Raw genomic sequence first — 24,811 nt, 5'->3', positions numbered from 1 at the left:
GGGCCTGGAAGTCGGCCCTGACCGACAGGTAGCCGCCCACCGAGGTGAGCACCGGGGCCTGGAAGTCGGCGCTGACCCACAGGTAGCCCGTCACTTCGTGGAGGTTGGCGTAGAGCGCGGCGTTGTCGGCCGTGATCGTCAGATTGCCTTCGTGCTTCTGGATGGTCATCGATCAGTCCTCGATGTTGGTGCGGTTGGCGGAGGAGGCGATATCGCGCTGCATGCCTCGGGCGACCCGTTCGGGGTTCACCTGGGCGGCGCGGAGAAATTGGGCGCGGGTCTGCTTGACGGTGAGGCCGTAGGGCTTGCCCAACTCGGCCATTCGCTCGTCGGAAACGGCGGCGATGGCGGCCTTGGCCAGTTCCAGGGCGTCGCGGTGGCGCTGGCGGGCCGCCTTCAGCCGGGCCTTCGTCGACCGGGCCTGTTCGGCCTTGTAGCGGTCAATCTCCGCGTCGATGTTCCCACGCTTGGACAGCGGGACGTTCAGGATCCCGTGGTCGAGGGCCATTACGCAGCCCTCCCGAAAGCCTGAACCGAGGCACCGGCCAGGGCGGCGGCGCGCATGGCGACACTGATGCTGTTGGCGGTGGCCTGGGCGCGGTCGGCTTCGGCCTGATCGCAGGCGGCGAAGACCTCCAGACCCTTGGCGGCGTATTCCTCCGCGCTGCGGCGGAGGCGCGCGGCCTTCTGGACATGAAGGGCGCGGATTTCGATGAGGGAGGGGGTGTAGGCCATGGGTCAGGCCGCCTTTTTCATGGCGGCCGCGGCCTTCTCGGCCGGGGTCATGGTGCGGATCACGCCGCCTTCTTCACGGACGATCACGACGCCCTGAGCTTCAAGACTGGCGGCCAGGGCCTCGGTCCGAGCCAGGGGCGAGTAGATCACGCCCATGCTGGCGTTGAAGCCGGGGTCCTTGCTCTGGTCGAGCGTAGCGGCCGGCGGCGCGGCGCGGCGCGGGCGGTTCAGGCCGAACGCGCGGTCGATCTGCGCGAGGGCGTCCTGCTCGGTCCGGGTGTTGGTGGTGCGCACTGGGTGGCTCCTGTCTCGGTGACAGGACCAAGTTCGCACACAGCGAACTCGTGCGCAACGATTAAGTTCGCAGAGGGCGAACTTTTGGCGCCGCTTGCCGAGGCTTGACCATCATGGCCAAACCGTCGGCAACCGCGGGCGGGCTGTCCCGAAACCTGGGGGCAGCCCCAAACCACAGTTTCGGGCGCTGGAATCGTTTGGCCGCCCGAGAGGCGGCGTTGTCATTGTCGCTAGTCCTTGGGAACGAGCTTGAGGACGCCCTGCCTCTGGCTCCGCATCTGCTGAGCCCAGGTGGAGATCTGTTCTTTGCCGCCGGCGGCAAGCCATTTGCGGCATAGCTCCTCATCGAAGACGTAGGCGCGCGTCTTCCCCAGGCTTGCCTGTCGCACGACCTTGCCTTGTTCGGCGTGCAGCTGTCGCAGGCGGTCGGAAACACGACGAGGCAGTCGGCGCAGGCCTTTCATGTCGGTCAGACCTGCCATGGCGACGACCTTGCCGGCCGTGAGGTCGTAGACGGTAGTCATCTGCAGTTCGGCGAACTTCTTCTCCACTAGCTGCATCACGGTCTGATCGACACTTTGGTTCAGAGCGACCGTTTTCTCGATCTCGGTGACCTTGTGCGACAGCATCCGAGAGATGCCGTCGATCCGGCGGATCAGTTCTAGTGTCGTGGCGTCAAGTTGAGCCGGCGCGGCCGCGCCTTCCATATGCGCCCGCACCACGGTGTTGCACCACATGTGGAATTGAGGGCTGAGATACTTGGCGTAGGCCAGAGCAATCTGCCAGTGGGCGAAGGTGGAGCCGCCCTTGCCGCGCTTCGTGGTCATAACCTGTGTATCGCTCAGGTTATGGGCCAACCCCACGGCCTCCACGAAGGCGCGACCTTCGAAGCGCGCCCAGTTAAAGGGCTCACGGTTCTCCATCGAGCCCGCCGCGCGCCACATGTCGGTGAGCGAGATCATCGCCCCCTTCTCATGGATCACGGCGCCGTTGAAGCTGAGGGCAGGCGCGTTAGCCGCGATCGGCTCAGGACCGGGCGCTGCGCGATAGTCGAAAGGCTTGGGGTCGTGCGCGCCCTCGGCGCGGCTTTTGCGAACCATCTTGGCTTCCAGTGCAGCGACAGGCTCGGGACTGTCGATCACGGTGGAGGCGGCCAGGTCGAAAGTACGCATCGAGCCCGACCGCCACCATCTACGGCGCCGAACTCGCCGCGGCCTGCAGTGAGACCACAAGTCGATTTGCACAAACGTCGGGTCGATCGCAAGCGCAGAACACATCGGCAACACGAGCGCGCCGCGCTTAGGTGAGAACCGATAGGTTCTTCTCTTAGATTCCCTGTCTCTGTCCCTGTCTCTGTCTCTTGGGATCTCAGCGGGATTTCCGCCGGGACCCCCGCCGAGATCCCGTGGCGATCCCATCGGGACTCCCCGTGGGCTCCCGTCGGGAGGTCAGTGTTATTGAATAGATTGGCTTTTTAGAATTTTGCGAGGACTTTTCCGTTCTGGTCGGGCGCTCGCGCGTCTCAGCCATGGGAAATGAAAACAGAATCTGATGCAGTTTCATCAAACAAATGTTTGATGCGATTTTCGGCTGAAAGTGTGGGGCGGGTTCACGCTGGCATGACTGGGTCACGCGGCTGTTTCAGCGCCTCGGATGATGATCCGGCGAGCCTGTCGCGGAGGCACGATTGCCGTAATCTCGGCTGCCCATCGCAGCCGAACGTCCGGAATGGTCGGGCCAGCGATCGACTCAAGATCGTAAAGGCCTGGCGCGGATCCGCGAAGAAGGCGCTTTACGAGAATCCGACCATCTTCCGTTTCGACTACGCAAGGGTAACCGAGCATGTCGGGTCCCGGCGGGGTGCGCTGGTGTTCGAAATAGATCAGTGAACCGTCTTCGGCGAAGGTGTGCATAGAGTCACCTCGCACTTCGAGGGCGACAGAATTGGACGTAGCACCAGGCGGCGGCGGTGCCATGTCCCAGTTGTCGTGGGCCGTGGTCATCACGACGGCCCCATCGGGGTTAGCGCCAACTCGCCCCATGACCCTGACTAGAGCCTCCGACGTACTGCGTGATCCGGAGCCCACCAACTCGCCCACCGAGACCTCGAGGGCTAGCGACAAGCGCTGGAGCATGGAGCCTGGTGGTATAGGGCGCTTTCCGCCCTCCAGATCGCTGACGTAGCCCTTCGACGTGTCGGCGGCGGCCGCAAGCTGATCCTGCGTCATCCCCTTAGCTTTGCGAGCCGCCTTTAGGTTGGCGCCGAAAACCTTTTGATCTTCCATGTTCGCAGTGTGCGAAATGGCGGCAGTGAAGTCGTCACGCTGACAGCGAACAATGCGCTTGTGTTGGAGTTCGCTGTGTGCGAACTTCCGACCCATGGTGAACCCTACAGACATTGCGGACCTGAGAGCGACCGACCTGTCGCACAAGTTGGGGCTGAGCAGGTCCTACGCATTTGAGCTGCTGAACAAAGGCAAGCGCCCCTCGCTGGAGGTGGCGGTGAAGATCGAGCGCGAGTTCGGTGTTCCTGCGGACGCCTGGATTGTCCGCGATGAGCGCGATGGTGCGGTAAGCCCCGAAGTGGGGGTCTGAGCAAATGGGTAGGACACAGAGCGGTCCCGCGCAGGTCGAGCTAGCTGGCCGTCGCTGGGCGTCTTTTGTTGCCCGATTAAAGCCTCAGCTGGCGACCATGTCCGCGCAAATCGCGCATGAGCCACACTTGGCGAGGATAAACATCCGCGCGACCGCATCGCGCCCTGACGGATCGGCAAGGGCTGCGAGGGCCGAGCGCTTTTCCGCCCGGCATTTGAAGCGCTCCCCCTCAATGGCGACCACCTTTTTGGGCGCAGGTGTGGCCAAGGCCTGCCGCGCGCCCGACGGCCGGGCAAATAGCGCGTTGATGCTGATAATCCCGGTCGCCATGCACTACCCCCAAGGTGGCAAGTGGTGCACGGGCTACCGTCAAGGTCAAGCTGCGGCGGGCGTTTTCCGGATCTCTCGGACGAGCGCCTTCACCCAGGCGCGCGCCTGCGCGCCGTCCGCCTCGCCAAGAGGTTCGGCCTCTGCATGGTCCAAGACCCGCAGCAGCGCCATGCCGAAGGCGTCGCGCGCCTGCGGCGTCTGCATTGAAAGCCACGCCGCCAAGACCATTGAGAGGGCTTGGAATTCCGGCGTCGGCTCGGGGGAAACCGGGCTGTCTGTCATGCCCGTTTCTTATCGCAACGGCGAAGCTTTTCCCCGCGCAAAGCATGGTTACCGGCTGCGACACGGTGTCATCGAACGCCGGTTGTTTTCGAAGCCGATGCGACGTTTCGTCGCTCACGTGGCGCGCGAGGCGTAGCCATGACCGGGGCGCAGTTCCAGTTCCCAACGCAGGCCGCGCGGATTGCCCCCCGCCGCGCGGGTCTTTGCGACACCAGCCGTTCGGCTGGTGACCCAGGCGCGCGGGCTCATGCCCCCCGGATGCTCGCGCGCCTACCCCTTTCGCGCACGGCGAAGCGCACGGATGGCTGCAACCATCCGCGCGCGTTCGATCTCGTCGTTCCTTCATCGGCTGGGCGCGATGTCCAAGCCACTCATCATTCCCGCCATTGCCGTGGCGCGATGATGATCCGCCCAGGCCGTCAGGCCCCGGGCGCAGTCCGGTCGCTCGAGCGCGACCTGTCGGTAGTCCACCGTCGTCATCAGAAGCTTGAGCGCTTCGCAGAAGGCCGCGTCGGCCGGCGTTTGCGCTCCAATCCCCATTCGATGGCCCTCCAAGCCACGTCCGCCCCTGTCGTGGAGCACGTCTCCTAATGGCATTGGCGGATCTGACTTTCATGGGGCCAGAACCCTACGAACCTCGCGAGCGGCTCGCGCACTACCTGCGCCGGGCCCTCAACGGCGAGCACCAGGCCAAGCGCCTGGCTCGCCAAATCGACTGCACGCCGAAGACGGCGGAGAACATTCTGAACGGCCACTGGCCGAACTCCCGGCACTGGGCCGCCATCGCTCGCAGCTTCGGCCGCGAAGTGATCGACGCGGTCTTTGCACCTGAGATCGACGAGACGGTCGCTCGCCTTGAAGAAGAGGTCAGAGCGCTTGAAAACCAGCTCCAAGAAGCGAGGGAGCGTCGTCGCAAGGTTGAGGGCGCTCGTCCTCATCTTCCGGCGGGTCTACTTGCAACTGAAGACCGGTCCGCCGCCCGACTGAGCGGCCGCCGGCCCATCGAAACGCGCGCCTTCCGCGGCGCCGACTGAAGCCCACCGCGCCGGGGGCTTCGGCCGGCGCATCAAGAGGGGGCAGCAATGTCCGACATCAAAGACCGGCTCCAGAAGATCGTCGCCGATCAACTGAGCATCACCCACGACAAGATCGTCGAAGGGGCCAGCTTCTCCAGCGACCTCGGCGCCGACAGCCTCGACAGCGTCGAGATCGTCCTCGCCGCCGAAGACGAGTTCGACATCGAAATCAGCGACGAGGCCTGGGACGGGGTGAACACGTTCGGCCAGGCCGTCAATCTCGTCTCCAAGCTGGCGGAGGCGTGACCATGGCTGACGACGCCATCCCCCACGCCGACGTTCTGAACTCCACCGCCCAGGGCCAGTTGAAGTCGATCATCGACCGGGTGAACCGGTTGGAGATCGAGAAGGAAGAGATCGCCGCCCAAATCAAAGAGGTCTACGCCGAAGCCAAGGGCAACGGCTTCGACGTCAGGGTGCTCAAGAAGGTGGTCCGCCTGCTGAAGCAGGACCGCGCCAAGCGTCAAGAAGAAGACGCGATCACCGATCTCTATCTGTCGGCCGTCGAGGGCGGCCTGCCGGCGTTCGAGCCGCAGACCTCGCGCGCCGAAGCGGATCCTGGCGCCGTCACCATTACCGTGACCACAGCGGCCGGCGCCGCCACGATCACGCCGGACGAACTGGCGGTGGGCGAGCGTATTCGCCACGGCGCCGATGCCGAACAGGCGCTCTACGACCAAGCCGTCGCCGTCATCAGGCGGGATGGCAAGGCCTCGACCAGCTACATCCAGCGCCGTCTTCAGCTGAACTACAACCACGCCGCCGCCTTGATGGAGCGGATGGAGCGCGATGGCGTTGTCGGCCCGCCCAATCACGCCGGCAAGCGCGAGATCCTGGTCGCAGTCGGCGAAGCGGCCTGACCATGGACCGCGCCGTTCTCCCCATCCTCATCGGCGATGGCGCCACGACCGGCGCGGTCCCCGCTCTTTTTTCATCGGGACGCCAAGTCTCGGGCAAGACGCCTGCCATCTCGAAACGCACTCGGTTGAGGTCCGTTCATAGCGGCGCCGTGACGAGGGTTGAGCGTTTGCGGCTGCGTTGGGCGGTGGCGATCTACTGCGCCGTCATGTGGGCTCTGCTGGCCTGGGTTTGGTCGTCCTTCTGGAGGGCTGGCCAATGATCATTGAGGCCGCCGCCTTTCTGGCCGCCATGATCGCCCTCTGGTTCCTGTTGGACCGGTGCGGCGACCTCATCGCCAGCCTCGTGATCCGCTGGCTGGAGCGCGTTCCATGACCCGGCCGCGCCCTGTCCTCACCCGCGAGCAGCTGATCGCCAGAGCCGTCGGTCGCAACGCGCCGCAGTTCGGTCCGGCCCTGGCGAAGGCGCGGGGCGACATCCATGCGCGCCTGGCCGCCGAGCTTGCCGCCAATCCCCCCAAGAGCCGGACCTAAGGCCGGCGCCACCCCAAGATTTGAGGTCAACATGACCCGCGTCATCCAACCCTTCGCGGTGCGCCGCGACGCCGCCCACAACCAAGTCTCCTTCCGCCGCAACGACCGGGACCGCCGGCCGGCCCGTGTGGTGCGCTTGCCCAATGACGGTCCCGAGCCGGACCGCCTGATCCGCGCCGAGGCCATCCGCCGGTCCATGGTCAAGCCCCATGAACTCGCCAGCGCGTCGCGCTTTGGCGAGCGCCGGATGAAGCTGCTCCAGGCCTTGAGCCGCGGCGCCTGTTCGATGGACCGGCTCGTCGAGCGGACCGGGATCGGCCGCGACAGCCTCAACGACCTGATCTCCAAGGCCAGCATCGCCGGGCTTCTGGAGAAGGACCGGGCCACCGGCATCGTCACCCTGACCGATGAAGGCCGCGCCGCCCTGCCGGAAGCGGTTCAATGAGCGAGCCCTACGTTTATCCGACTAGAGAGCCGGCGATCGGCAGGCAGTATGAGCGTGGCGCCGAGCCTGTCCACCAACTGCGCGCCGAGGCAGCCCATCGCCGCTATCTCCAAGCGTATGGCGAGGAGCGGGCGTCCGCGATCTTCCTGGGCCAGGACGCCGCGACCAGGGCCGATCTCGCCCGGTGGCGCGCTCTTGGGCGCGGTTGGGGCCTGGCAGCATGACCGCCTCCCACGAAGCTCGGGTGATCCGGAAGGTCGACAGCGAGCGTCAGCGCGCGGAGAAACGGGCCGAGGACGGCCTGCTCGGCGCCATGGTCGCCACCTGCCTGACGGGCCTGCTGGGCGCCCTGACACCTGCCCGCCAGCAGCGCGCCCTGGAGCTGCTGCTTGGCCGCGCCGCCGACCGCTATGTCGAGCTTCGTGGCGACGTGGAGGCTACAGGGTTCCTGGCCGGCCTGTCTGCCCAGCGAGGCCCCGACCTACCCGCGTTCAGCCTCAAGGCCGCCAAGCGCGCCCAGGCTGAACGGCTCTTCGACAACGACAACGGAGGGGAGGGGGCGTGAAGTCCGTCACCATCCACCACGGCGACAGCCGCGAGGTGCTGAAGTCGATCGCTGACGCCAGCATCGACGCCGCCGTCATGGACCCCCCTTATGCCTTCGTGTCGATCCAGAAGCGGTTCGGCAAGGAAGGCTCTGCCGAGGCTAAGAGCGACGGCGCCACCGGCGTCTATCGCCGCGCCTCGGCCGGGTTCATGGGCGAGGCCTGGGACACCGGCGAAACGGCGTTCGACCCAGAGTTCTGGCGGGAGGTGCTGCGGGTCCTGAAGCCTGGCGCTCATCTGCTGGCGTTCGGCGCCGGCCGCGCCGTGCATCACCTCGCCATGGCGATCGAGACTGCGGGCTTCGAGGTGCGCGACCGCATCGTCGAACTGATCGCGGCGGACACGCACGTCGTCAACTTCGTCGCCTCGCTCGACGATGAGCAGCGGACGCAGTTCCTGCGCTGCGTCGAGGACTCGCAGTTCGGGGGCGAACTGGCGTGGATCTTCGGGTCCGGCTTCCCGAAGTCGCACAACGTGCCGCCGCTGTCGGCCCTGGCTTCGGGCCAAACCTTCGAAGGCTGGGGAACGGCCCTCAAGCCCGCGATCGAGCCCATCATCATGGCGCGCAAGCCGCTGTCCGGGTCGGTGCTCGACGGCGTGCTCTCGCACGGCTGCGGAGCGCTCAATATCGACGCCTGCCGGATCGGTCTCGGTAGTGGCGGGCAGCGCGAAGGTGAGGTATCGGCCGATCGCCGCTATAGCGAGAGGGGCTCGACCAACTTCGCCCCAACGCCTGGCCCGCGAGGCGGTGACGCGCGCGGCCGCTGGCCGGCCAATGTCGTCCATGACGGTAGCGATCTCGTCGTGGCCGCCTTTCCAGATGCACCGGGTCAGCAAGCTCCGATTTCAGACAAGCCAGGACCAAAGACCAACGGCGTCTACGGAAAGATGACGAGGGAGGGCGAGGCCTCGGCCAGTCGTCGATACGAGGCGGAGGGCGCTACGAATTTCGCCGCCCTGCCGGGTCAACGTCGTGGCGACACTGGCTCGGCATCGCGCTTCTTCTACAGCGCTAAGGCTGACGCTGATGACCGCATGGGCTCCAAGCATCCGACGGTGAAGCCCATCGCCTTGATGCGCTGGCTGGTCCGAATGGTGACGCCGCACGGCGGCGTGGTGCTAGACGCCTTCGCTGGCAGCGGCTCGACGGGCGTGGCCGCCATGGTCGAGGGCTTCGACTCCATCCTGATCGAACGCGAGGCCAAGTACGTCGCTGAGATCGAACGCAAGGTCGCCTACTATCGCGGTGAGGGGCGGCTGCGTGACCAGGAGGTCCATCGCGCCACGCCACAGGCGGCCAACTCCGACGACCTCCCCCTGTTCGGAGGCGACGCCGCATGATCCGCGCGGAAAAAGCCTTCCTAGATCGCCTGGCCAATCTCGGCATTCGGCGGCCGGACCTCGCCGACCTCATAGGGGCGTCGCCGGGCGTCTTCTCGACGAGGCTCACCCATGAAATGCCGGCCCGTGACCGTGTGATGGCCGAAGCGGTGGGAGAGGCCGAGTCCTACTTTGCGATGTTGGAGGAGGAAAGCCACGCCGACGAGGCGCTCTTGGCGCACCTCATCGTTGCCGTGCGACGGCTGGCCGCCCGGCGCCCGATCGAGCCTTTGTCCGGCCTCCAGCCGCTCTTAGCCGAAGCCGCACTTGAGCGTGCCCCGCTGGAACTGATTCCTCCGGAGGAGCCGGCCCCGCTACCGGAGCCGCCACGGCCCCGATCTGTTCCCGACGGCATGTTCGACATCTTGAAGCGGGTCGGCCGCGCCTATGGCGTTTCGATTTCGCTTCTATCTGGCCCCGAGCGTAGCCGCGACGTCTCCGTCCCCCGCCAGCACGCCATGTGGCTGATGGTCCAGGCCGGCTACAGCCTGCCGCGTATCGGAAAGGTCTTCAGCCGGGATCACACAACCGTCCTGCACGGGGCGAGAGCACACGAAATGCGAACGGCGAAAGCCCTGAAGGAGGCGGCGTGAGTAGGCCCCTGACCCCTGCGGATTGTGACCTGCAGGACTTCCCTTTCATGCCCCTGCATGTGGCCCGGCTACGCGACAGCGACCTCGTCGGCGAGTCCGATCCTGAGGCCTGCTGGTATGCGGTCATGCTCTGGAGCGCGGCCTGGCATCAGGTGCCCGCCGGGTCGCTGCCGGATAGCGACGGCGCTCTGGCGCGGCTGGCCGGCCTGGGCCGGGACGTGAAGGCGTTCCGCAAGCATAAGGCCGCCGCCATGCGCGGCTTCGTGGTCTGCGACGACGGTCGGCTCTACCATCCCATGGTCGCCGAGCAGGCGCTCGTGGCGTGGCTGGAGAAGATCTCTCAACGCATTTCGAGCGGCGCCGGCAACGCCAAGCGATACAAACACGCGTTTGATGCTTCGCCGCTGTACGCGGAGATGGAAGCGGCCGTGGTCTTGCTTGAGGTGCTGAATCCCAAGTCCAAGACCATCGCCAAGGTGCGGCGCGCCCTTGCGGCTAAGGCGGTTGCGGCGAACGACGACCTTCCTGCCAGCACTCCCGACGATCTCCCGCCGGGAGCCCATCGGGACGCCGCCCGGACCCCGTCGGGATCCCAAAAGACAGAGACAGGGACAGAGACAGGGAATCTAACTGAAGAGGGTAAACCCTCTTCAGCGTTGGACGACCCGAACAAGACCGCCTGGGATCTCGCGACAACGATCCTGGTGGAGCGCGGCCGCCTGACCAACGCCAAGGCTCGCGCCTTCTTCGGCGGTCTTCTGGCCCGCAACAAGCTCAACGCCTCCGAGATGCTGACTGCCGTCGTCGGCTGCCAGGTCAAGGGCACCAGCGACCCCCAAGCCTACCTCACCCGCGCCGCGCAGATGGTCGTCCAGCGCCGCGCCGAAATCGCCCGTCATGCGGAGGAGCCCGCGTATGTCCAGCCTTCCAGCAACGCAAAACTCGAACAGCACCAAGCAAATCTTGAGCGGGCTATCGCTGGATCTGAAATCGCTGCTGGGGTCCGAGCAAATCGGAACCCTAGCGACTTCTGATATCGTGGAAGAGATTGTCAAATCGCCGGCGCTGCTGGCCGAATGCCGGGCGGCGCTGCCCGCGATCCGCGCCCGCGCCATCGAGCCACCGACGGACAAACAGCGCGAGGTGATCATCGCGTCGAAGTTCTCGACCTTCCGCCAGCCCCAGCGCTCGAAGACGGAATGGGCGTCGTTCTGGCTCGACTACCATCAGGTGCTCGCCGACGTCTCCGCCTCCGCCCTGGAGGCGGCGATGGACGCGATCCTCCACGATCCGGATATCGAGTTCCTGCCGAAGCCGGCGAAGCTCCGGCAGATCGCTCGCTCGACCGAAAACAAGGCCGTCAGGGCCTATGATCGCGCCCGGCAGGCCGTGGAATTCGAACGGCCGAAGCCGGCCCTGGAAACGCCGTTCAACTTCGGCGCCGTCATCCACCGCCCGCCGCCGCAGCCGAGCGCCGCTGAGCGCGAGCGGATCCGCCGTCAGGCCCGGGATTTCATGGCGAAGGACGAGGCGCGTCGGAAGCGGGAAGCCGCTCGTCGCCCCTCCATGCCCAGCACCGCCGGCGCCGCCGACGAGACAGGCCTGACGCCCGCCATGCGCGCCCATCTGGCCGCCAAGGCCGCGTCCACCAATCCCTAGCCCACCCATCCAGTCGGGGAAAATCATGATCCAACTGAACACCCAGGAGGCCAAGACCCTCCTCAAGCTCTTCGACGGCGAACGCCTCGATCCAGACGATATGGAACGCATGTCGGCCATCGGCCGAAAGCTCCAGAATCATCGCCACCTCATCAACCACTGTGAGGCTGTCGCCCATCCGGAACAGCCGAAGGAGCCTGCATGACCGCGACCAATCGCGAAATCCTGGCCATGAAGCTGGGGCGAACGAACCTCCATGGCTGTAGCGACCTAACCGACGCCGCGTGCTGGGATATCCTTACCCCGATGGGCCGACAACGGGCACTGGAACTGGCGGATGTGGCCCTGCGGGCGTTCACACCGGCGCAGCCGCAGGTCTTCCTAGACTGCGACGGCGTCCTGGCTGATTTCGACGCGTACGCCCTGGATTACTTCGGGATGCCGCCGAGGGCATATGAGGCAAGGATGGGCTCGGACGTGTTCTGGCGCATGCTGGAGGCCAAGGGCGACTTCTACCGCAACCTGCCCGTCATGGCTGACGCACGGGCGCTGTACGAGGGCGTCCGCCACCTCACCCCGACGATCCTGACCGGTTGTCCGCGCGGCAACTGGGCGGAGGCCCAGAAGGTGGCCTGGGCCGAGGAGCACTTCCCAGGCGTGCCCGTCATCACCTGCCGGTCAGCCGACAAGCGCGACCACGCGCGCGCCGGTGACGTCCTGATCGACGACTGGGCCCAACACCGCCACCGGTGGATCGAGATGGGCGGCGTCTTCATCACCCACCACTGCGCAGAGACGTCCCTGGCGGCGCTCTGGGCGCACTATCCGCAACTGCAGACTTCGAGGGCCGCATGACCCAGGACTATACCCTCAATGATCGCGACCTTGAGATGATCAAGGCGCACGTCCGGTGGCCTGTCGCCTTCAGTTCCGACCTGGCCGCCCTCATCAACGCCGTGCGGGAAGGCGAGCGCCCAGCATCACCCCAGCCAATGCCGGTGGTGCCCTGGCGCGAACAGGACGTCGTCTCGTCGATCAAGGAGCTTGAGGCTTGGGATGAAGCCGGCCTGCCGCTCAATGAGATCAAGAACTGGATGAGCTTCGGCGAGTCAGTCGCGTGCGTTCTAGGCCAACTCAAGTACCTGCGCGCCCAAGCCGACGCGAATGTAGTCGTCGACGCCCTGACCAAGGCCGAAGAACGAGGCCGGATCGCCGAGGTGCTGAACGATGGCAGCGGCTTCTGGCGCGCCTGCACCGGCTGCCAGGAAGGCGCAGATGGTCACGTCTCGGAGCGCGACTACCCCTTCAGTGGGACGTTCCGCTGCCAGCCCGGCGGCGGCTGCAGCGAGTGTGGCGGCCTCGGCGTGATCTGGGACGACACCGATTACGGCGACATGGCTGATGCGATGCTGGCCGACGACGCCCGTGACGAGGCGGTCGAAGATTTGGTCCGGGCGGCCTTAGGGTTCATCCCGCCGAACCTCTGCACCGACAATCCGAACGTCAGCGATGACCTAGTTGTGCCGATCGACGCGACGATGGGCGAGCTTCGGGCCTTAAAGGCGGCCGCCGTCACCGCCCAGAAGGCGGAGCTCTAGCGATGGCTGATCCGAACGACCACGCCATCACGGCGCTAGCCTGGACCCAAGCGGCGACCCGCAATCTCGGCGACACCGTCAGTGCCCTAGCTGGCGTGGGCTACAGCGTCGGCCGGGACATCGCGAGAGGGGAAACTGACTTCACTAGGGCGAAGGCGGCCCTCGATGAGGCCTGGACGAAGATCACCGACCACGCCCTGAAGAACATCGCCAGGGCACGAGAGGCGCTCAGCGCAGCGGAGGATGCGGCGATCGAGCAGGCCCGAACTGAGGAGGAGGCGGCGTGACCGACCTCTTCGAAGACCGCGGCGCCGAGTTCTCGCCATGCCGGACGTGGCGCTACCGCTTGTGGCGCACCTGGGACCGCACCCGAGCGCCGCTGGTCATGGTGATGCTGAACCCCTCGACTGCCGACGAGAGCGACAACGACCCGACGGTGGGCCGCTGCGAGGCCCGCGCTCGGCGCCAGGGCTTCGGCGGTCTGGAGGTGCTGAACATCTTCGCGTACTGCGCCACCGATCCGGACGACATGAAGGCGGCGGCCGATCCGGTTGGGCCGCTGAACGATGAGCGCCTGGTCGGCGCGTTCCGACGCGCCTCGTCGGCGGGCTTCGCCCTGCGGGCTGGCGTGATCTGCGCCGGATGGGGCGTCCATGGCGACTATCGCGGCCGGTCGCGAGAGGTCGCCCAACTGGCCGCCCGGGCCGGGGTGGTGCTCCAGTGCCTGGGCGTCACCGCTGCTGGTCACCCGCGACATCCGCTCTACCTGCGCAACAGCGCGCCGTTCATGCCTTGGGAGGGGCGGGGTGCGTGATCTGCTCATCGGCGCGGTGCAACTCATCGGCGTCTCGGCCATGGCCCTGATCACTGTGGCAACGGCCCGTATCGTCCTCGATCATCTAGGCCCGGAAGGGGTCGAGCGCGTCCGCGAGATGCGCAAACGGCTGGAGCGCCGCTTATGACCAAAACCTATGGAGGCGGCGCAGGCGGCGGCAAGACTGCGCGCATGGCGGCAATACAAGTTCAGGCAGCCACAGAGCAGGTCATCCTCGATCGAACGCCGCCTGAGATCGTGCTCTTCGTCAGCTACCACCACGCCATGAGCGCGGGCTTCAAGCGAGACCGGCGTCACCGCCAGAGCGACAACCTCGTGGCGTGGTGGCCCGAGTTGGGCGCCGACGCAGTGCGCGGCCCGTCGTTTGCCCGTGTCACGGTGACGGACGCCTTGCCGCGAGCCGTCTACGGCCGGCCCAACAGCCAGGAGGGGAGGGCCTTTCGCGAGGCCGTCCACTACCTGCGCGAACAGCTTCGCATCCCTCCCATGATCTGGATCGACCTCTGATGACTGAACCCACCATCATCATCGACGCCTTCGGCGGCAATTGCCCCGTTCAGGGGGAGGGCACCATCAACGGCAAGCCTTTCTACTTCCGCGCCAGGGGGCAGGCTTGGCGGCTGAACATCGGTGGCGATGTGGTCATGAAACCGGAGTGGTCCTATGGCGAGCCTTGGGGCGATGAGCCTTACGATGCCGGGTGGATGCCGCTGGAGACTGCCTTCGCCCTGTTCAGGACGGCTGCGCAGCGCTTCCAAGATCTGGCTTGACCTATGATTTGTGGTGACTGGCGAGGCGCTTTCAGTTAGGATGCCGTTTCTCCCGGCGACGATCGGCTGAGAGGTCTGGGTACACCAGGAGCGAGCAACGGGACCGCTCCGAACGGGTTCGATTCCCGCGTGGCCGATCAATCGGGCCGCCAGCGAAAGTTGGCGGCCTTCGCAAAACAACACCACATGCTGCGCCGATGTCTTGGGTAGGCACAACTGCTAGGTCGCTGGCGGCGGGTTTGGTAATCGTTCAAGCCTGACGGGGTGCGTCGGGCGCCCCGGCCTTTGCCGAGGCCCTTCATGACCACCCGCTGCCCCTCGCTTCCCGAAGAGCACCTTCGCGCCCGCCGCCAAGCCAAGCGCGCTGAGCTGGACCGCGCCAGCGCCCTGACGCCGAAGACTGGCTCGCCGCCTCAGGCTGTCTTCGACATGCACCGCAAGGTCCGCGCCGCCCGCCTGAAGGCTGACAGCCTGCGGATCGCCAACCCCAACCCCTCCCGCAAGATCCAGAAGGCGATCAAGGAACACGAGGACGAGGCCCGCCGCTGCGAGTTGCGCGCCAAGGAGTTGATGGACGAGTCCTCGGCTTCCACCTGGGTCCAGGCCGCCAATGACGAAACGGTCGCGCTGGCCGAGGCCCGGGGAGAGGTCGTGGAGCGAGGAAAGCGCGGCATCCGCATCCTGACCCGTGGCGGACTGGAGCAGGCCTATGACGCTGGCTACCTCGCGCCGGCCGATGGCGTGAAGCTGACGGCCGCCGATCTCCACGGCACTGCCCAGGCCTACCGATCCGCCTACGTGAAGACGTCAGGCCTCACCACGCCGGACCGCGAGCGCAGCGGCGCCGGAGATGGCGACGGCTGGCAAACCGCCCTTGTCGATGCGGGCAAGACGCTCGCCACGATGCGGCGCGGCCTCTCCAAGCTGGAAATCGAGGTGCTCGACCGTGTGTGCGGCCAGGACATGCGGGCGCGGGAGGCGGCGACGGTGTTGCGCCGGGGGTTCCCCAAGGTTCGGGCTGGGCTGCGTGATGGACTGCAGGCCGCGACCATGAGCGTCAGAGCTGAGCGTGCCGCCCGGCGTCAGATGCGGAGCATATCCGTAGAAAAATCATGATCGGTGCGGATAACCGGTTGACGATACGGATATCATCCGTATTATAGTCCTCACCGAACGGGGCACCGCCCCACCAGCGAGGACAAGCAGATGACCAGCGCCAACCCCACCATCGTCCGCTACGACGTCACCAACCGCCGGACGGGGAAGACGACCAGCTACAAGACCCGCGCCGCCGCCACCAAGGCGGCCGATCGGGCCGACATCGCCTACGGCGCCATCTGCTGCACGACGAAGGCGATCTGGTCGGACCAAGTCTGAAGGGTAACGAAATTCCGAGCCGCACGGTTGAAGCCCGTAGGAAAGTAGGCCGGCCCTACCAAGGGCCACGCCCGCGTGGTGCTCGGTTTGGGCGAGGGTCGGCTTGTGCCGGCCCTCGTTCTGTTTGAAAGAAGGGCCATGACTGGAGATGAACTGAAAGCCGCCCGCGCCTCGCTCGGCGAGAAATGGGGCTTGGGGCGCCCGCTCTTGATGAGCGAGATGGGCCGCGCCCTTCGTCTGGGCGGGCGGGACCCCGGCGAGAGCATTCGCGACTACGAGCGCGGCGCGACGCGGATCAGTGGGCCGATGTCAGTCGCCGTCGCTATGATGCTGGGTGGAGCTTTGCCGCCCGATGGCATTGAAGGAATTCGCAAGCAGGGCTGATTGACCTCAGCCGTTTTCATGATACGTTCTCGTTAACACGGCGCTCTGCGCCAAGGACGCTCCAGCCGCGAGGCTGGGGCGTTTTTCGTTTGGGGTTACTCCCCCGACTGCGCCGCTGGTCACGATCACTGAGCATCGCGACCCACATCCCCAGCGGACTCCAAGCCTCGTCGGCCTAGCGGTCGGCGGGGCGGCCCATTCGCCGCCGTAGCTCAGATGGTAGAGCGCCTGTCTCGTAAGCAGGGGGCCAGAGGTTCGAGTCCTCTCGACGGCACCACCCATTCGCCCGCCCGACGGTCCGTCCGCACCACGAACCTGCATAGCCAGGGACGCGTAACCGGTCGTGAGCGGGCGAACCCCTTCGAGGATATCCCGATGGCCGAGGCCGCCCCGATCTGCCCGCAGCAGCGCCACGCCGTCTTCCCGGTCCAGCGCGAGCACGTCGCGACTTGGGACGTTCACACCCGTGACGGCCACGGCAAGGAGACCTGCTCCTACTGCGGCAGCCTGCATCCCGACGCCTTCATGGCAGCCGCTGAGTCTGGCGCGCGGCTTGTCCCGACCGACAAGAGTTACAAGGTCTACATCGACCTGCCGCGCGCCGACGAGGGTGAGCCGGTCGTGGTAGGCATGGGCAACACCGAGCCGGGCGGGGCTTGGATCCGGGCGGCCGAGGAGCATCGCGACCTGATCGCCAAGACGTGGAGCGCCGGCGGCGCCGAGCGCGCCATCCAGCGTGGCGAGTGCATCATGATCGGCCAGCAGTCCGCGACCAATCAGCAGAAGTTCTACTTTGAGCACCTCAGCGAGGAGCAGAAGCGCCGCTTCGTCGACCTAATCAACGCGCGCGCTCTGACCTTCGCCGAGCCGGGCGGCTTCTACGTCGCCCCGTTCTTCGTCAGCTTCAGCAAGGCGGCCTGACGCCATGAGCGAAGACGTCCGTCAGGCCGAAGCTGACTTCGCCCAGATGATGGGCAACTTCACCAAGGCCCGCCCGCTGCGCCTGCCGCGCGACCAGTACGACGCCGTCCGCCGCGAGCCGCGCCTCGCCCAGTACCACGACCGCATCAAGCCCGAGCGCCACCTGTCGCGCGGCCGGGCCAGGATCTGACGATGAGCACCGGCGCCGCGCTCTGTATGGCGCTGCTGGCCGCCTATGCCGTCGTCATTCCGCTGATCGGGCTTCTGACCCACCACCCGCGCCGCCCGATCGGCGAGCGCCAACCCGTTTCCACCCCGACCCTGTGTGCGGCGCTGAGGCAATGGCCAGCGGAAGGGGAGAAAGCCTGAGGAGGCCCAGGTATGCCGGCCCCCGCACGACCCATGCCGCCCGCCGAGATCCTGGCGGACCCGCACGTCCACACCTTCGTTCCGGCCTCTGACCTGCCGGACTGGATCGCCGAGACCTTCCTCGATGAGTCCAGCAAGCTCTTCAATCCGGACCACGTCCACCTGAGGCACGCCACGGTGCGGTTCCTCTGGACCACGGTCCCCAACACCCGACAGATGCGCGTCACGCTCGGCCAGTGCGAACTAGGCCAGCCGCGCGCCACGATGGGCAAGTGGCCCAAGGTCCGGGCCGAGCTTCAGCTGCTGGGATGGTTCGGAGAGATCCCAGACTTCCTGATCACCCTCGACGCCAACTACTGCGCCCAGGCCAGCGACGCCGAGTTCTGCGCTCTAGTGGAGCACGAGCTCTATCACGCTGGCCAAGAGCGCGACGGTTACGGCCTGCCGAAGTTCACCCGTGACGGCCGGCCCAAGTTCGCCATGAGGGGCCATGACGTCGAGGAATTCATCGGCGTGGTCCGTCGCTACGGCGCCACAAGCCCCGATGTCAGAGAACTGGTGAAGGCCGCCAACACGCGGCCCGAGATCACCAGCGTCCACATCGCCCAGTCCTGCGGGACCTGCCAGTTGCGCGCCGCCTGAGACCTGAGGACAACCTGATGGCATCTCGCGGCGAACCGAAGCTGAACGACGTCTCGCGCGCCTTTGTCGTGCAAGCCCTGGCCATGTTTGACGCGCCCGGTGTCGTCGCGGCGGCGGTCAGGAAGGAATTCGGCGTCACCATCACGCCCCAGGCTATCGAGGCCTATGACCCGACTAAGCGGGCGGGGGCGAAGCTTTCGGAGAAGTGGAAGGCGCTCTTCGAGGCGACGCGCACGTCGTTCCTGGAAGACTTCGGCAAGATCGCGATCAGTCACCGCGCCGTCCGCCTGCGGGCCCTCCAGCGCATGGCTGAGTTGGCCGAGGGGCGAGGGCAAATCCAGCTCGCCGCCCAGCTTCTGGAGCAGGCCGCCAAGGAAACCGGCAACGCCTTCACCAACAAGCGCGAGGTGACGGGCAAGGACGGCGAACCGCTTCCGACCGCACCGCCAATCGCCATCTATCAGCTGCCCTCGAATGGGCGAGACTGACCGTAAGCCGATCGGGCCTCAGCCTGGTCCGCAAGAGATGTTCCTCGCGACGCCGGCCGACATCGCCATCTATGGCGGCGCGGCGGGCGGCGGCAAATCCTTCGCCCTGCTGCTGGAGCCTCTCCGGCATATGGGCAATCCCAACTTCGGGGCGGTCATCTTCCGGCGCACCACGCCGCAGATCCGCAACGAGGGCGCCCTGTGGGACGAGAGCGCCAAGCTCTATCCCGCCGTGGGTGGTGATCCGAAGGAGGGCGACCTCTGGTGGCGCTTCCCGGCCGGCTCGTCGGTCGCCTTCGCCCACCTCGAGCACGACAAGACGGTCCTGAACTACCAGGGCTCGCAGATGCCGCTGATCGGCTTCGACGAGCTGACGCACTTCAGCGCTAAGCAGTTCTGGTACATGGTCAGCCGGAACCGGTCGACCTGCGGGGTTCGTCCCTACATCCGAGCGACGTGCAACCCGGACGCTGACAGTTGGGTCGCCGAGTTCATCGCCTGGTGGATCAACCAGGACACCGGCTATCCGATCCCGGAGCGCGCCGGCGTCCTGCGCTGGTTCGTGCGGATCGGCGACAAGATTGTCTGGGCCGACAGCCCAGCGGAACTGGCCGAGCACAAGGATCCGACCGGGCAACCCATCCCGCCCAAGTCGGTGACCTTCATTGCCGCCAAGCTGACGGACAACAAGGCGCTGATGAGCGCCGACCCAGGCTATGCCGCCAACCTCATGGCGCTGCCGACGGTCGAGCGCGAACGCCTGCTGGGCGGCAACTGGAAGATCCGGCCGGCGGCCGGCATGTACTTCCAGCGCGGCTGGTGCGAAGTGGTGGACGCGGTCCCCGCCGCCTGCGAGGTCGTTCGCTACTGGGACTTGGCGTCAACCAAGAAGACCGAGGGCAACGACCCGGACTGGACCATCGGGGTCAAGATGGCCCGGGACCAACTCGGGTACCTCTACATTATGGACGTAATCCGGCTCCGCGAGGCGCCGCTGAAGCGCGACCAGACGATCAAGAACACCGCCTCCGCCGACGGTTACGGCGTGACGATTGGCTTTCCGCAAGACCCCGGCGCGGCCGGCAAGTCGGTCGTCAACTACCTGACGCTCGAACTGCAGGGCTACGTCACCAAGTCCGCGCGCGAGAGCGGCGAGAAACACATTCGGTTCGGCCCGTTTTCCGCCCAGGCGGCGGCCGGCAACGTCAAAATCCTCCGCTCTGCGTTCCGCGAGGACTTCCTGGCCGCCCTGGAGGGCTTCCCGGAAGCCGCGCACGACGACGACGCGGACGCCTGCAGCGGGGCTTTCAGCATGCTCGTGATCCCCGACGGCTCGCACCAGTTCGCGTTCGGCTGACCGCATGGCCTTCAAGGACATCCTGACCAAGACGCTGCGCCTGGGCCGCCGGCCGAAAGCGCCGCGCCGCGACACCCTGCCGTTCCCGCTCTGGCTCTGGCCCAACAGCCGAGGATCGAAGCGCCCGGTCTACAAGCCGACGCCGCGCAACCTGCGGGCCTTCTCCGAGACGCCGTACGCCCGCCGGGCCATCAATGCGATCAAGAACCCGATCGCGCGCCTGGAATGGGAAGTGGTGCCGATCCCGGGCGTGGAACTCAACAGCGAGCTTGAGCGCCAAATCGCCGTCGTGAAGGCCTCGCTGGCCAACCCGAACAATGACGACAGCTTCCGGTCCATGACCGAGCAGGTCGTCGAGGATATGCTCTGCGGCGCCGGCGCGATCGAGATGCAGCCCGGCGCGGACCGGATCTGGCTCTTCCCGACTGACGGCCTGGCCATCCAGGTTCACGTCGGCTGGACGGGCGAGCCTAACGAGGCCCGGTACTGCCAGACCTCTGGCTATGGCGCCTACAACGGCGTCGGCGTGAACGGGATCGACCTGCGCAACGACGAGTTGGTCTACATCCGCCCGAACCCGCGAACCTCCACGCCGTTCGGCCTGGGGCCGCTGGAGGTGGCGTTCACCACCATCGCCCGCCAACTGGGCCTGGACGAGTTCGCCGCCAACGTCGCGACCAACGCCAAGCCCTCGTCGATCCTGGACATGGGGGAGGGCGCGACACCGGAGCAGATCACGGCGTTCCGATCCTACTGGATCAACGAAATTGAAGGGCAGGGCACCCAGCCCATCATCTCGGGCAAGGGCGCCAAGGTTCACCGCCTCTTCCCCGAGGGCGACGACGCCCTTCACCCGCTGTTCCAAGAGTACCTGATCCGCACCATCGCAGCCTCGTTCGACCTCTCGCCTCAGAACCTGAACATCGAACGCGACGTGAAGGTGGGCAACGGCGAGACGGCCGAGTCCCGCGACTGGGACCAGGCGATCGTCCCGTGGGCGACCCTCTACGCCTCGTCCATCAGCCGCGAGATCATCCAGGGCCGCCTGGGCTTCAGCCAACTGTGCTTCCGCTTCCCGGCCATTGACGCCGAGGAGGAGGGCCCGCTCAGCGAGAACTACGCCCGCGACTACGAGAACAACGCCGTCACCCCGAACGAGTACCGCAAGCGCAAGGGCATGGCCCCGCTGCCCGGCCAGTTCGGGGACCTGACCAAGATCGAGGCCGACGCGCTCATCGCCCAGACAAGGGCAGAGCAGGCGGCCAAGGACCAACCCCAGAAAGGCGCGCCGGCCAAGCCCGTCGCCAAGACGAAGGACTGACCCGATGTCCCGCACCCTGCACACCGTCTCCATCCTGACCGGCACCACGCTGGCGCAAGAGGATCGGCTGTTCACCGGCCACTTCTCCGTGAGCCACGCCGCCGGCGGCAGCGCTGGCGCGGCGGTCACGGCCGCCTTCGTCGGCGCGCTCCCCGCCGCCTACAACGTCCAGGGCACCCCGAGCCAGGACGCCACGGTCTGGATCAGCGCCAAGACCCAGGCCGGCTTCACCGTGAACATCGCGCCGCGCCTGGCAGCCAGCACCCTGGCCGCTGGCACGGTCGATATCCGCATCACCGCCTAGGAGCCGCGCCCATGCGCTCCACCGAAACCTTCTGAGGCCCCGCCAATGGCCCGTCGAAAAGCCCAGGAAAAGCCCATGACCGACACCGCTGAAGTGGTCGAGACGGCCGAAACTGCCGTGGATCCCAACATCGCTCTGCTGGTGGCCGCTGGCCTGTCGGCGGAAGAGGTGGAGGCCATGTCCGCCGAGGATCGCGCCGCCATGGCGGCCACGCTGCCGCCGGTCGAAGCGGGCGCGGTCACGATCGGCCTGGACCCGGCCGCGCCCGGCGGCGACCAAACCGTCGTGGCCGAGGTCGCGGTGGAAGACGGCCAAGTCACCGAGGTTCGCCTGCTGGAAGACGATGAGGCTGCCGCCGTCTTGGTGCAGCTGCCCGAAGCGGAGGGTGTCGAGGGGCCGGTGTCGCACGCCTGTTTCGTCGACAGCCTGCGCGGCCTGGACGCGCTGGACGGCCACGTGATCTCCGCGCCCGGCCACCTCGAGCAACTGGACGTCCATACCGAGGAATACGTCGGCCAGATCCGGCGCCTGACCGGTGGCGACAAGGGGCTGATCCGCTACGTCCTGACGATGCTCGCCGAGCGCCTGGGCGTCTGATGGCTGGCCGCTACGTCGCCCGCTACCTGACCCCGGAGTGCGCGGCGGCGGTGATCGAGTGGGCGCGCGGCCAAGGCTTCGTGAACATCACGCCGGCCGACAAGCTGCACACCACCATCGCGCACAGCAAAGCCGACTTCGACCTGACGCCAGACGGCGGCGAGGTCCTCGTCTCCGGCGACGACCGCGACATCGTCCCCCTGGGCGACAAGGGCGCGATCGTCCTGCGCTTCCAGTCTGCGGCTTTCACCGCCCGCTGGAGCGAGGCCATCGCCGCCGGCGCCGTCTGGGACTTCGAAAGCTACATGCCGCACCTGACCATCGCCTACTGCGGCGAGCCGTCCGGCGGCCTCGACAGCGTCTCGCCCTTCACCGGCGACCTCGTCTTCGGGCCTGAGGTGCACGAACCCCTGAACGACAACTGGGTCGAGGAGAACGCCATGCTCGCTTCGGCCATGCACCTGGACGGCATCAGCGCCATGGCGCTCAACATGCCGGCCGTGGCCAACCACCCTAACCGCATGCCCTTCTCGGGCGTGCTGACGCAACTCGATGTGCCCTCGGACCGCGCCCCGCACGGCTCCAAGGGCAAGAAGGTGATCCTCAAGACCGCCGCCGCCAAGGCCGCGCTGCCCTCCCTGCTGGGGATGGGGGTCAACTTCACCGAAGACTTCGACGGCCACGACGTCACCGCGAAAATCGGGGTGATCACGGCCGCGACCGTCGAGGACGGGGCCATCCATGTCGATGGCTTCATCTACGCACGCGACTATCCCGCCGCTGCCGCCAGCATCAAGGCCAAGAAGGACGTCCTCGGGTTCTCCTACGAACTCGCGGACATCTACGCCAACGACGAGGGCGGCTGCTGGGGGATCACCCAGTGCGTGTTCACCGGCGCCGCCATCCTCCGCAAGGACAAGGCCGCCTACCAAAACACCTCGCTGGCTGCATCAGCGGATGGAGACCTCAACATGACCGCCGAAGAACTGGCCGCCGCCCTGGCGCTGGCCCTCAAGCCCGTGGTCGACGGCCAAGCCGCCGTCCTGACCGCGGTCCAAGCCCAGGCCGACGCCGAGACCAAGCGCCTGGCCGACATCGCCGCCGCCGCCGAAGCCGACGAGAAGGCCAAGGCCGATAAGGCCAGCGCCGACAAGATCGCCGCCCTGGAAACCCAGATCGCCGACCTGAAGGCCGCCGCCGACAAGGAAAAGCAGCCCGAGCGCAAGACGCACTCGCCGCAGATCGCCGCCCTGATGGCCAAGGCCGACCTGACCGTTCCCGACGGCGGAAAGCTGACGCTCGGTGCGGTCGACGCCGCCCTGGCCAAATCCAACCTGACCACCGTCCAGCGCATGCAGCTCAAGAACGAGCTGGATCGCAACGGCGCCCTGGCCGCCGCCTAATCGGCCGCCGCTCGCAACCCTGACCCCGAGAGGACATCCCCCGATGACGGCCACGGCCAAATTCGACTCGATGAACGCTGCGGCCGACTATCTCGGCAACGGCGCCATCCACGTGAACCTGTACGAGAGCGAGATCGCCGACATCGTGCGCCGCGGCAGCGTGGCCATCGACCGGTTCGACCACGTCCCCGCCGACGGTTCGCCGCACCGCTACTTCGAGCAGACCGCCATCGTGACCGGCGGCTTCACCGACAAGCAGAACATCAACCCGACCGCAGGCGGCCCGACCCGCGTCGAGCGCTCGGCGGCCCTGAAGGCGATCAGCGCCCAGTCGAACTTCGGTCTGTTCGACACCCAGGTCACGCAGCAGCAGGGCAAGTTCGCCTACGTCGAGGCCAAGGACGTCAACGACATCACCAACGCCTGTATCCTGACGGCCGCCGCCGCCGTCTGGACTGGCACCGACACGTCGCTGACCACCCCGACCACCCTGCAGTATGTCGGCCTCCTGCGGCAGATCACCAACCAGTACCAGATCGCCCTGGGCGCCTCGATCATCGACGGCCTGAAGACCAAGGTCGCGGCGATGATGTCGAACACGACCTACGCCCCCCGCCCGACGGCGATCTACATCACCCCGCTGCTGGGCGACATGATCGACCGTGAAGCCAAGGCGGCCAGCATCGACCTGGGCAAGGTGGTCGTGGCCGGCGTGACCGTCCGCGCCATCGAAACCCAGGCCGGCACCCTGCCGCTGATCGCCGACCCGTTCATCGCGCCGGCCACGGACAACAGCTACGGCTTCACCGCCCCCGGTTCGGGCAACTCGAACTACTTCGCGGTCATCTTGACCGAGCCGTGGATCGAGATGGGCTACGTCAATCCGAACGGCGACAAGAACCCGCAGCTGTTCCAACTGGGCCTGCTGGCCGGGCTGCAGAAGCAGTTCGTCGCGGTGTGGTTCAACAACGTGATCGCCAAGGGCGCTAGCTACGCCCACGCCGTCGTGGCCGTCACGCGCCCGACCGTCGCCGTCGGCTAAGCCTCAGCCACACAGCG

General features: G+C 66.6%; 40 protein-coding genes, 1 tRNA gene and 2 pseudogenes. 36 read left to right on the top strand and 7 right to left on the bottom strand.

Features of this window, described 5'->3' with window-relative positions:
- Positions 1-172: 172 nt before the first annotated feature.
- From AC07NG_RS11420 to AC07NG_RS11400, 5 genes are all read right to left on the bottom strand, one after another.
- Positions 173-508: a hypothetical protein gene (locus AC07NG_RS11420; RefSeq protein WP_494594132.1), complete on the bottom strand. Its 336-nt coding sequence runs from the start codon at positions 506-508 to the stop codon at positions 173-175.
- Positions 508-735, bottom strand: a complete 228-nt coding sequence (locus AC07NG_RS11415; RefSeq protein WP_494594130.1) for a hypothetical protein — start codon at positions 733-735, stop codon at positions 508-510. The genes AC07NG_RS11420 and AC07NG_RS11415 overlap by 1 nt, the downstream gene beginning before the upstream one ends.
- A gap of 3 nt (positions 736-738) precedes the next feature.
- Positions 739-1,029 carry a hypothetical protein gene (locus AC07NG_RS11410; protein ID WP_494594128.1) on the bottom strand — a complete coding sequence of 97 codons (291 nt, stop codon included), beginning with the start codon at positions 1,027-1,029 and terminating at the stop codon, positions 739-741.
- Between the two features lie 230 nt (positions 1,030-1,259).
- Complete coding sequence (locus AC07NG_RS11405; protein ID WP_494594126.1) at positions 1,260-2,201, bottom strand: KilA-N domain-containing protein; 942 nt, start codon at positions 2,199-2,201, stop codon at positions 1,260-1,262.
- Between the two features lie 456 nt (positions 2,202-2,657).
- Complete coding sequence (locus AC07NG_RS11400; protein ID WP_494594124.1) at positions 2,658-3,410, bottom strand: XRE family transcriptional regulator; 753 nt, start codon at positions 3,408-3,410, stop codon at positions 2,658-2,660.
- Between AC07NG_RS11400 and AC07NG_RS11395 the strand changes: the two genes are divergently transcribed.
- A complete protein-coding gene (locus tag AC07NG_RS11395) occupies positions 3,409-3,624 on the top strand; it encodes a helix-turn-helix domain-containing protein (protein WP_494594122.1) in 216 nt (71 codons plus the stop codon). The two genes, AC07NG_RS11400 and AC07NG_RS11395, sit on opposite strands and share 2 nt — an antisense overlap.
- Positions 3,625-3,708: 84 nt before the next feature.
- Here the strand turns inward: AC07NG_RS11395 and AC07NG_RS11390 are convergent, their stop codons facing one another.
- Both AC07NG_RS11390 and AC07NG_RS11385 read right to left on the bottom strand, forming a co-directional pair.
- Complete coding sequence (locus AC07NG_RS11390) at positions 3,709-3,954, bottom strand: hypothetical protein (protein WP_494594120.1); 246 nt, start codon at positions 3,952-3,954, stop codon at positions 3,709-3,711.
- Positions 3,955-3,999: 45 nt separating this feature from the next.
- Complete coding sequence (locus AC07NG_RS11385; RefSeq protein WP_492854786.1) at positions 4,000-4,236, bottom strand: hypothetical protein; 237 nt, start codon at positions 4,234-4,236, stop codon at positions 4,000-4,002.
- A gap of 590 nt (positions 4,237-4,826) precedes the next feature.
- Here AC07NG_RS11385 and AC07NG_RS11380 point away from each other — a divergent pair.
- From AC07NG_RS11380 to AC07NG_RS11210, 35 genes and pseudogenes are all read left to right on the top strand, one after another.
- Complete coding sequence (locus AC07NG_RS11380; protein WP_494594118.1) at positions 4,827-5,270, top strand: hypothetical protein; 444 nt, start codon at positions 4,827-4,829, stop codon at positions 5,268-5,270.
- 48 nt (positions 5,271-5,318) lie between these two features.
- The gene (locus AC07NG_RS11375; protein WP_494594116.1) at positions 5,319-5,558 is read left to right on the top strand and encodes an acyl carrier protein; all 240 of its coding nucleotides are present in this window, start codon (positions 5,319-5,321) and stop codon (positions 5,556-5,558) included.
- 2 nt (positions 5,559-5,560) lie between these two features.
- Positions 5,561-5,818: pseudogene (gapR, locus tag AC07NG_RS11370) on the top strand (nucleoid-associated protein GapR); the annotation flags it as partial.
- A 159-nt stretch (positions 5,819-5,977) separates the two neighbouring features.
- A pseudogene (locus tag AC07NG_RS11365) lies at positions 5,978-6,172 on the top strand (DNA translocase FtsK); the annotation flags it as partial.
- 369 nt (positions 6,173-6,541) lie between these two features.
- Entirely contained in the window at positions 6,542-6,703 is a 162-nt protein-coding gene (locus AC07NG_RS11360; RefSeq protein ID WP_494594114.1) for a hypothetical protein, read from the top strand.
- A 31-nt stretch (positions 6,704-6,734) separates the two neighbouring features.
- Complete coding sequence (locus tag AC07NG_RS11355; protein WP_494594112.1) at positions 6,735-7,148, top strand: hypothetical protein; 414 nt, start codon at positions 6,735-6,737, stop codon at positions 7,146-7,148.
- Entirely contained in the window at positions 7,145-7,372 is a 228-nt protein-coding gene (locus AC07NG_RS11350; RefSeq protein ID WP_494594110.1) for a hypothetical protein, read from the top strand. The genes AC07NG_RS11355 and AC07NG_RS11350 overlap by 4 nt, the downstream gene beginning before the upstream one ends.
- Positions 7,369-7,713, top strand: coding sequence for a hypothetical protein (locus AC07NG_RS11345; RefSeq protein ID WP_492854796.1), 345 nt, complete (start codon positions 7,369-7,371; stop codon positions 7,711-7,713). Before AC07NG_RS11350 ends, AC07NG_RS11345 begins: the two co-directional genes overlap by 4 nt.
- Positions 7,710-9,095, top strand: coding sequence for a DNA-methyltransferase (locus tag AC07NG_RS11340; RefSeq protein ID WP_494594108.1), 1,386 nt, complete (start codon positions 7,710-7,712; stop codon positions 9,093-9,095). Before AC07NG_RS11345 ends, AC07NG_RS11340 begins: the two co-directional genes overlap by 4 nt.
- The gene (locus AC07NG_RS11335) at positions 9,092-9,727 is read left to right on the top strand and encodes a helix-turn-helix domain-containing protein (RefSeq protein WP_494594106.1); all 636 of its coding nucleotides are present in this window, start codon (positions 9,092-9,094) and stop codon (positions 9,725-9,727) included. Before AC07NG_RS11340 ends, AC07NG_RS11335 begins: the two co-directional genes overlap by 4 nt.
- A gap of 47 nt (positions 9,728-9,774) precedes the next feature.
- Entirely contained in the window at positions 9,775-10,761 is a 987-nt protein-coding gene (locus AC07NG_RS11330) for a hypothetical protein (protein WP_494594104.1), read from the top strand.
- Positions 10,643-11,386: a hypothetical protein gene (locus tag AC07NG_RS11325; protein ID WP_494594102.1), complete on the top strand. Its 744-nt coding sequence runs from the start codon at positions 10,643-10,645 to the stop codon at positions 11,384-11,386. Before AC07NG_RS11330 ends, AC07NG_RS11325 begins: the two co-directional genes overlap by 119 nt.
- 25 nt (positions 11,387-11,411) lie before the next feature.
- A complete protein-coding gene (locus AC07NG_RS11320) occupies positions 11,412-11,591 on the top strand; it encodes a hypothetical protein (RefSeq protein ID WP_494594100.1) in 180 nt (59 codons plus the stop codon).
- Positions 11,588-12,241 (top strand): 5' nucleotidase, NT5C type, encoded by a 654-nt coding sequence (locus AC07NG_RS11315; protein WP_494594098.1) that lies wholly within the window; start codon positions 11,588-11,590, stop codon positions 12,239-12,241. Before AC07NG_RS11320 ends, AC07NG_RS11315 begins: the two co-directional genes overlap by 4 nt.
- Positions 12,238-12,984, top strand: a complete 747-nt coding sequence (locus AC07NG_RS11310; RefSeq protein ID WP_494594096.1) for a hypothetical protein — start codon at positions 12,238-12,240, stop codon at positions 12,982-12,984. Before AC07NG_RS11315 ends, AC07NG_RS11310 begins: the two co-directional genes overlap by 4 nt.
- Before the next feature lie 2 nt (positions 12,985-12,986).
- Positions 12,987-13,271 (top strand): hypothetical protein, encoded by a 285-nt coding sequence (locus AC07NG_RS11305; protein ID WP_494594094.1) that lies wholly within the window; start codon positions 12,987-12,989, stop codon positions 13,269-13,271.
- Positions 13,268-13,798 (top strand): DUF1643 domain-containing protein, encoded by a 531-nt coding sequence (locus AC07NG_RS11300; protein WP_494594092.1) that lies wholly within the window; start codon positions 13,268-13,270, stop codon positions 13,796-13,798. Before AC07NG_RS11305 ends, AC07NG_RS11300 begins: the two co-directional genes overlap by 4 nt.
- Entirely contained in the window at positions 13,791-13,946 is a 156-nt protein-coding gene (locus AC07NG_RS11295) for a hypothetical protein (protein ID WP_494594090.1), read from the top strand. Before AC07NG_RS11300 ends, AC07NG_RS11295 begins: the two co-directional genes overlap by 8 nt.
- A complete protein-coding gene (locus tag AC07NG_RS11290; protein WP_494594088.1) occupies positions 13,943-14,326 on the top strand; it encodes a hypothetical protein in 384 nt (127 codons plus the stop codon). Before AC07NG_RS11295 ends, AC07NG_RS11290 begins: the two co-directional genes overlap by 4 nt.
- A complete protein-coding gene (locus AC07NG_RS11285; protein ID WP_494594086.1) occupies positions 14,326-14,589 on the top strand; it encodes a hypothetical protein in 264 nt (87 codons plus the stop codon). Before AC07NG_RS11290 ends, AC07NG_RS11285 begins: the two co-directional genes overlap by 1 nt.
- A 300-nt stretch (positions 14,590-14,889) precedes the next feature.
- Complete coding sequence (locus AC07NG_RS11280; protein ID WP_494594084.1) at positions 14,890-15,705, top strand: hypothetical protein; 816 nt, start codon at positions 14,890-14,892, stop codon at positions 15,703-15,705.
- 90 nt (positions 15,706-15,795) lie between these two features.
- The gene (locus tag AC07NG_RS11275) at positions 15,796-15,966 is read left to right on the top strand and encodes a hypothetical protein (protein WP_494594082.1); all 171 of its coding nucleotides are present in this window, start codon (positions 15,796-15,798) and stop codon (positions 15,964-15,966) included.
- A 138-nt stretch (positions 15,967-16,104) separates the two neighbouring features.
- The gene (locus AC07NG_RS11270) at positions 16,105-16,350 is read left to right on the top strand and encodes a hypothetical protein (RefSeq protein WP_494594080.1); all 246 of its coding nucleotides are present in this window, start codon (positions 16,105-16,107) and stop codon (positions 16,348-16,350) included.
- A gap of 201 nt (positions 16,351-16,551) precedes the next feature.
- A tRNA-Thr gene (locus AC07NG_RS11265) sits at positions 16,552-16,627 on the top strand.
- A 98-nt stretch (positions 16,628-16,725) separates the two neighbouring features.
- Complete coding sequence (locus AC07NG_RS11260) at positions 16,726-17,271, top strand: hypothetical protein (RefSeq protein ID WP_492854807.1); 546 nt, start codon at positions 16,726-16,728, stop codon at positions 17,269-17,271.
- A gap of 4 nt (positions 17,272-17,275) precedes the next feature.
- A complete protein-coding gene (locus tag AC07NG_RS11255) occupies positions 17,276-17,461 on the top strand; it encodes a hypothetical protein (protein ID WP_492854808.1) in 186 nt (61 codons plus the stop codon).
- Positions 17,462-17,463: 2 nt separating this feature from the next.
- Positions 17,464-17,640, top strand: a complete 177-nt coding sequence (locus tag AC07NG_RS11250; protein WP_492854809.1) for a hypothetical protein — start codon at positions 17,464-17,466, stop codon at positions 17,638-17,640.
- A 12-nt stretch (positions 17,641-17,652) separates the two neighbouring features.
- The gene (locus AC07NG_RS11245; protein WP_494594077.1) at positions 17,653-18,282 is read left to right on the top strand and encodes a putative metallopeptidase; all 630 of its coding nucleotides are present in this window, start codon (positions 17,653-17,655) and stop codon (positions 18,280-18,282) included.
- A gap of 17 nt (positions 18,283-18,299) precedes the next feature.
- Positions 18,300-18,770, top strand: coding sequence for a DUF2280 domain-containing protein (locus tag AC07NG_RS11240; RefSeq protein ID WP_494594075.1), 471 nt, complete (start codon positions 18,300-18,302; stop codon positions 18,768-18,770).
- Between the two features lie 37 nt (positions 18,771-18,807).
- Positions 18,808-20,127: a phage terminase large subunit gene (gene terL / locus AC07NG_RS11235; protein ID WP_494594073.1), complete on the top strand. Its 1,320-nt coding sequence runs from the start codon at positions 18,808-18,810 to the stop codon at positions 20,125-20,127.
- 4 nt (positions 20,128-20,131) lie between these two features.
- Positions 20,132-21,448, top strand: coding sequence for a phage portal protein (locus AC07NG_RS11230; RefSeq protein WP_494594071.1), 1,317 nt, complete (start codon positions 20,132-20,134; stop codon positions 21,446-21,448).
- A 4-nt stretch (positions 21,449-21,452) separates the two neighbouring features.
- The gene (locus AC07NG_RS11225; RefSeq protein WP_494594069.1) at positions 21,453-21,752 is read left to right on the top strand and encodes a hypothetical protein; all 300 of its coding nucleotides are present in this window, start codon (positions 21,453-21,455) and stop codon (positions 21,750-21,752) included.
- Positions 21,753-21,827: 75 nt separating this feature from the next.
- Positions 21,828-22,349 carry a hypothetical protein gene (locus AC07NG_RS11220; protein ID WP_494594067.1) on the top strand — a complete coding sequence of 174 codons (522 nt, stop codon included), beginning with the start codon at positions 21,828-21,830 and terminating at the stop codon, positions 22,347-22,349.
- The gene (locus AC07NG_RS11215; RefSeq protein ID WP_494594065.1) at positions 22,349-23,752 is read left to right on the top strand and encodes a hypothetical protein; all 1,404 of its coding nucleotides are present in this window, start codon (positions 22,349-22,351) and stop codon (positions 23,750-23,752) included. Before AC07NG_RS11220 ends, AC07NG_RS11215 begins: the two co-directional genes overlap by 1 nt.
- Positions 23,753-23,795: 43 nt before the next feature.
- Complete coding sequence (locus AC07NG_RS11210) at positions 23,796-24,794, top strand: hypothetical protein (RefSeq protein ID WP_494594063.1); 999 nt, start codon at positions 23,796-23,798, stop codon at positions 24,792-24,794.
- Positions 24,795-24,811: the final 17 nt, after the last annotated feature.

The organism is Caulobacter sp. GW821-FHT10C03, assembly GCF_059415485.1.
This window is presented reverse-complemented; position numbering and strand designations above follow the sequence as displayed.

Excerpts from the sequence above, each read along its gene's own strand:
- AC07NG_RS11210 (WP_494594063.1), top strand. The coding sequence starts at position 23,796 with ATGACGGCCACGGCCAAATTCGACTCGATGAACGCTGCGGCCGACTAT.
- AC07NG_RS11360 (WP_494594114.1), top strand. The coding sequence starts at position 6,542 with ATGACCCGGCCGCGCCCTGTCCTCACCCGCGAGCAGCTGATCGCCAGA.
- AC07NG_RS11405 (WP_494594126.1), bottom strand. The coding sequence starts at position 2,201 with ATGCGTACTTTCGACCTGGCCGCCTCCACCGTGATCGACAGTCCCGAG.
- AC07NG_RS11215 (WP_494594065.1), top strand. The coding sequence starts at position 22,349 with ATGGCTGGCCGCTACGTCGCCCGCTACCTGACCCCGGAGTGCGCGGCG.
- AC07NG_RS11355 (WP_494594112.1), top strand. The coding sequence starts at position 6,735 with ATGACCCGCGTCATCCAACCCTTCGCGGTGCGCCGCGACGCCGCCCAC.
- AC07NG_RS11240 (WP_494594075.1), top strand. The coding sequence starts at position 18,300 with ATGGCATCTCGCGGCGAACCGAAGCTGAACGACGTCTCGCGCGCCTTT.
- AC07NG_RS11275 (WP_494594082.1), top strand. The coding sequence starts at position 15,796 with ATGACCAGCGCCAACCCCACCATCGTCCGCTACGACGTCACCAACCGC.
- AC07NG_RS11380 (WP_494594118.1), top strand. The coding sequence starts at position 4,827 with ATGGCATTGGCGGATCTGACTTTCATGGGGCCAGAACCCTACGAACCT.
- AC07NG_RS11245 (WP_494594077.1), top strand. The coding sequence starts at position 17,653 with ATGCCGGCCCCCGCACGACCCATGCCGCCCGCCGAGATCCTGGCGGAC.
- AC07NG_RS11315 (WP_494594098.1), top strand. The coding sequence starts at position 11,588 with ATGACCGCGACCAATCGCGAAATCCTGGCCATGAAGCTGGGGCGAACG.
- AC07NG_RS11270 (WP_494594080.1), top strand. The coding sequence starts at position 16,105 with ATGACTGGAGATGAACTGAAAGCCGCCCGCGCCTCGCTCGGCGAGAAA.
- AC07NG_RS11280 (WP_494594084.1), top strand. The coding sequence starts at position 14,890 with ATGACCACCCGCTGCCCCTCGCTTCCCGAAGAGCACCTTCGCGCCCGC.
- AC07NG_RS11255 (WP_492854808.1), top strand. The coding sequence starts at position 17,276 with ATGAGCGAAGACGTCCGTCAGGCCGAAGCTGACTTCGCCCAGATGATG.
- AC07NG_RS11350 (WP_494594110.1), top strand. The coding sequence starts at position 7,145 with ATGAGCGAGCCCTACGTTTATCCGACTAGAGAGCCGGCGATCGGCAGG.
- AC07NG_RS11375 (WP_494594116.1), top strand. The coding sequence starts at position 5,319 with ATGTCCGACATCAAAGACCGGCTCCAGAAGATCGTCGCCGATCAACTG.
- AC07NG_RS11415 (WP_494594130.1), bottom strand. The coding sequence starts at position 735 with ATGGCCTACACCCCCTCCCTCATCGAAATCCGCGCCCTTCATGTCCAG.
- AC07NG_RS11420 (WP_494594132.1), bottom strand. The coding sequence starts at position 508 with ATGGCCCTCGACCACGGGATCCTGAACGTCCCGCTGTCCAAGCGTGGG.
- AC07NG_RS11400 (WP_494594124.1), bottom strand. The coding sequence starts at position 3,410 with ATGGGTCGGAAGTTCGCACACAGCGAACTCCAACACAAGCGCATTGTT.
- AC07NG_RS11390 (WP_494594120.1), bottom strand. The coding sequence starts at position 3,954 with ATGGCGACCGGGATTATCAGCATCAACGCGCTATTTGCCCGGCCGTCG.
- AC07NG_RS11260 (WP_492854807.1), top strand. The coding sequence starts at position 16,726 with ATGGCCGAGGCCGCCCCGATCTGCCCGCAGCAGCGCCACGCCGTCTTC.
- AC07NG_RS11305 (WP_494594094.1), top strand. The coding sequence starts at position 12,987 with ATGGCTGATCCGAACGACCACGCCATCACGGCGCTAGCCTGGACCCAA.
- AC07NG_RS11250 (WP_492854809.1), top strand. The coding sequence starts at position 17,464 with ATGAGCACCGGCGCCGCGCTCTGTATGGCGCTGCTGGCCGCCTATGCC.
- AC07NG_RS11225 (WP_494594069.1), top strand. The coding sequence starts at position 21,453 with ATGTCCCGCACCCTGCACACCGTCTCCATCCTGACCGGCACCACGCTG.
- AC07NG_RS11320 (WP_494594100.1), top strand. The coding sequence starts at position 11,412 with ATGATCCAACTGAACACCCAGGAGGCCAAGACCCTCCTCAAGCTCTTC.
- AC07NG_RS11290 (WP_494594088.1), top strand. The coding sequence starts at position 13,943 with ATGACCAAAACCTATGGAGGCGGCGCAGGCGGCGGCAAGACTGCGCGC.
- AC07NG_RS11335 (WP_494594106.1), top strand. The coding sequence starts at position 9,092 with ATGATCCGCGCGGAAAAAGCCTTCCTAGATCGCCTGGCCAATCTCGGC.
- AC07NG_RS11220 (WP_494594067.1), top strand. The coding sequence starts at position 21,828 with ATGACCGACACCGCTGAAGTGGTCGAGACGGCCGAAACTGCCGTGGAT.
- AC07NG_RS11285 (WP_494594086.1), top strand. The coding sequence starts at position 14,326 with ATGACTGAACCCACCATCATCATCGACGCCTTCGGCGGCAATTGCCCC.
- AC07NG_RS11325 (WP_494594102.1), top strand. The coding sequence starts at position 10,643 with ATGTCCAGCCTTCCAGCAACGCAAAACTCGAACAGCACCAAGCAAATC.
- AC07NG_RS11310 (WP_494594096.1), top strand. The coding sequence starts at position 12,238 with ATGACCCAGGACTATACCCTCAATGATCGCGACCTTGAGATGATCAAG.
- AC07NG_RS11330 (WP_494594104.1), top strand. The coding sequence starts at position 9,775 with ATGCCCCTGCATGTGGCCCGGCTACGCGACAGCGACCTCGTCGGCGAG.
- AC07NG_RS11345 (WP_492854796.1), top strand. The coding sequence starts at position 7,369 with ATGACCGCCTCCCACGAAGCTCGGGTGATCCGGAAGGTCGACAGCGAG.
- AC07NG_RS11230 (WP_494594071.1), top strand. The coding sequence starts at position 20,132 with ATGGCCTTCAAGGACATCCTGACCAAGACGCTGCGCCTGGGCCGCCGG.
- AC07NG_RS11385 (WP_492854786.1), bottom strand. The coding sequence starts at position 4,236 with ATGACAGACAGCCCGGTTTCCCCCGAGCCGACGCCGGAATTCCAAGCC.
- terL (WP_494594073.1), top strand. The coding sequence starts at position 18,808 with ATGTTCCTCGCGACGCCGGCCGACATCGCCATCTATGGCGGCGCGGCG.
- AC07NG_RS11395 (WP_494594122.1), top strand. The coding sequence starts at position 3,409 with ATGGTGAACCCTACAGACATTGCGGACCTGAGAGCGACCGACCTGTCG.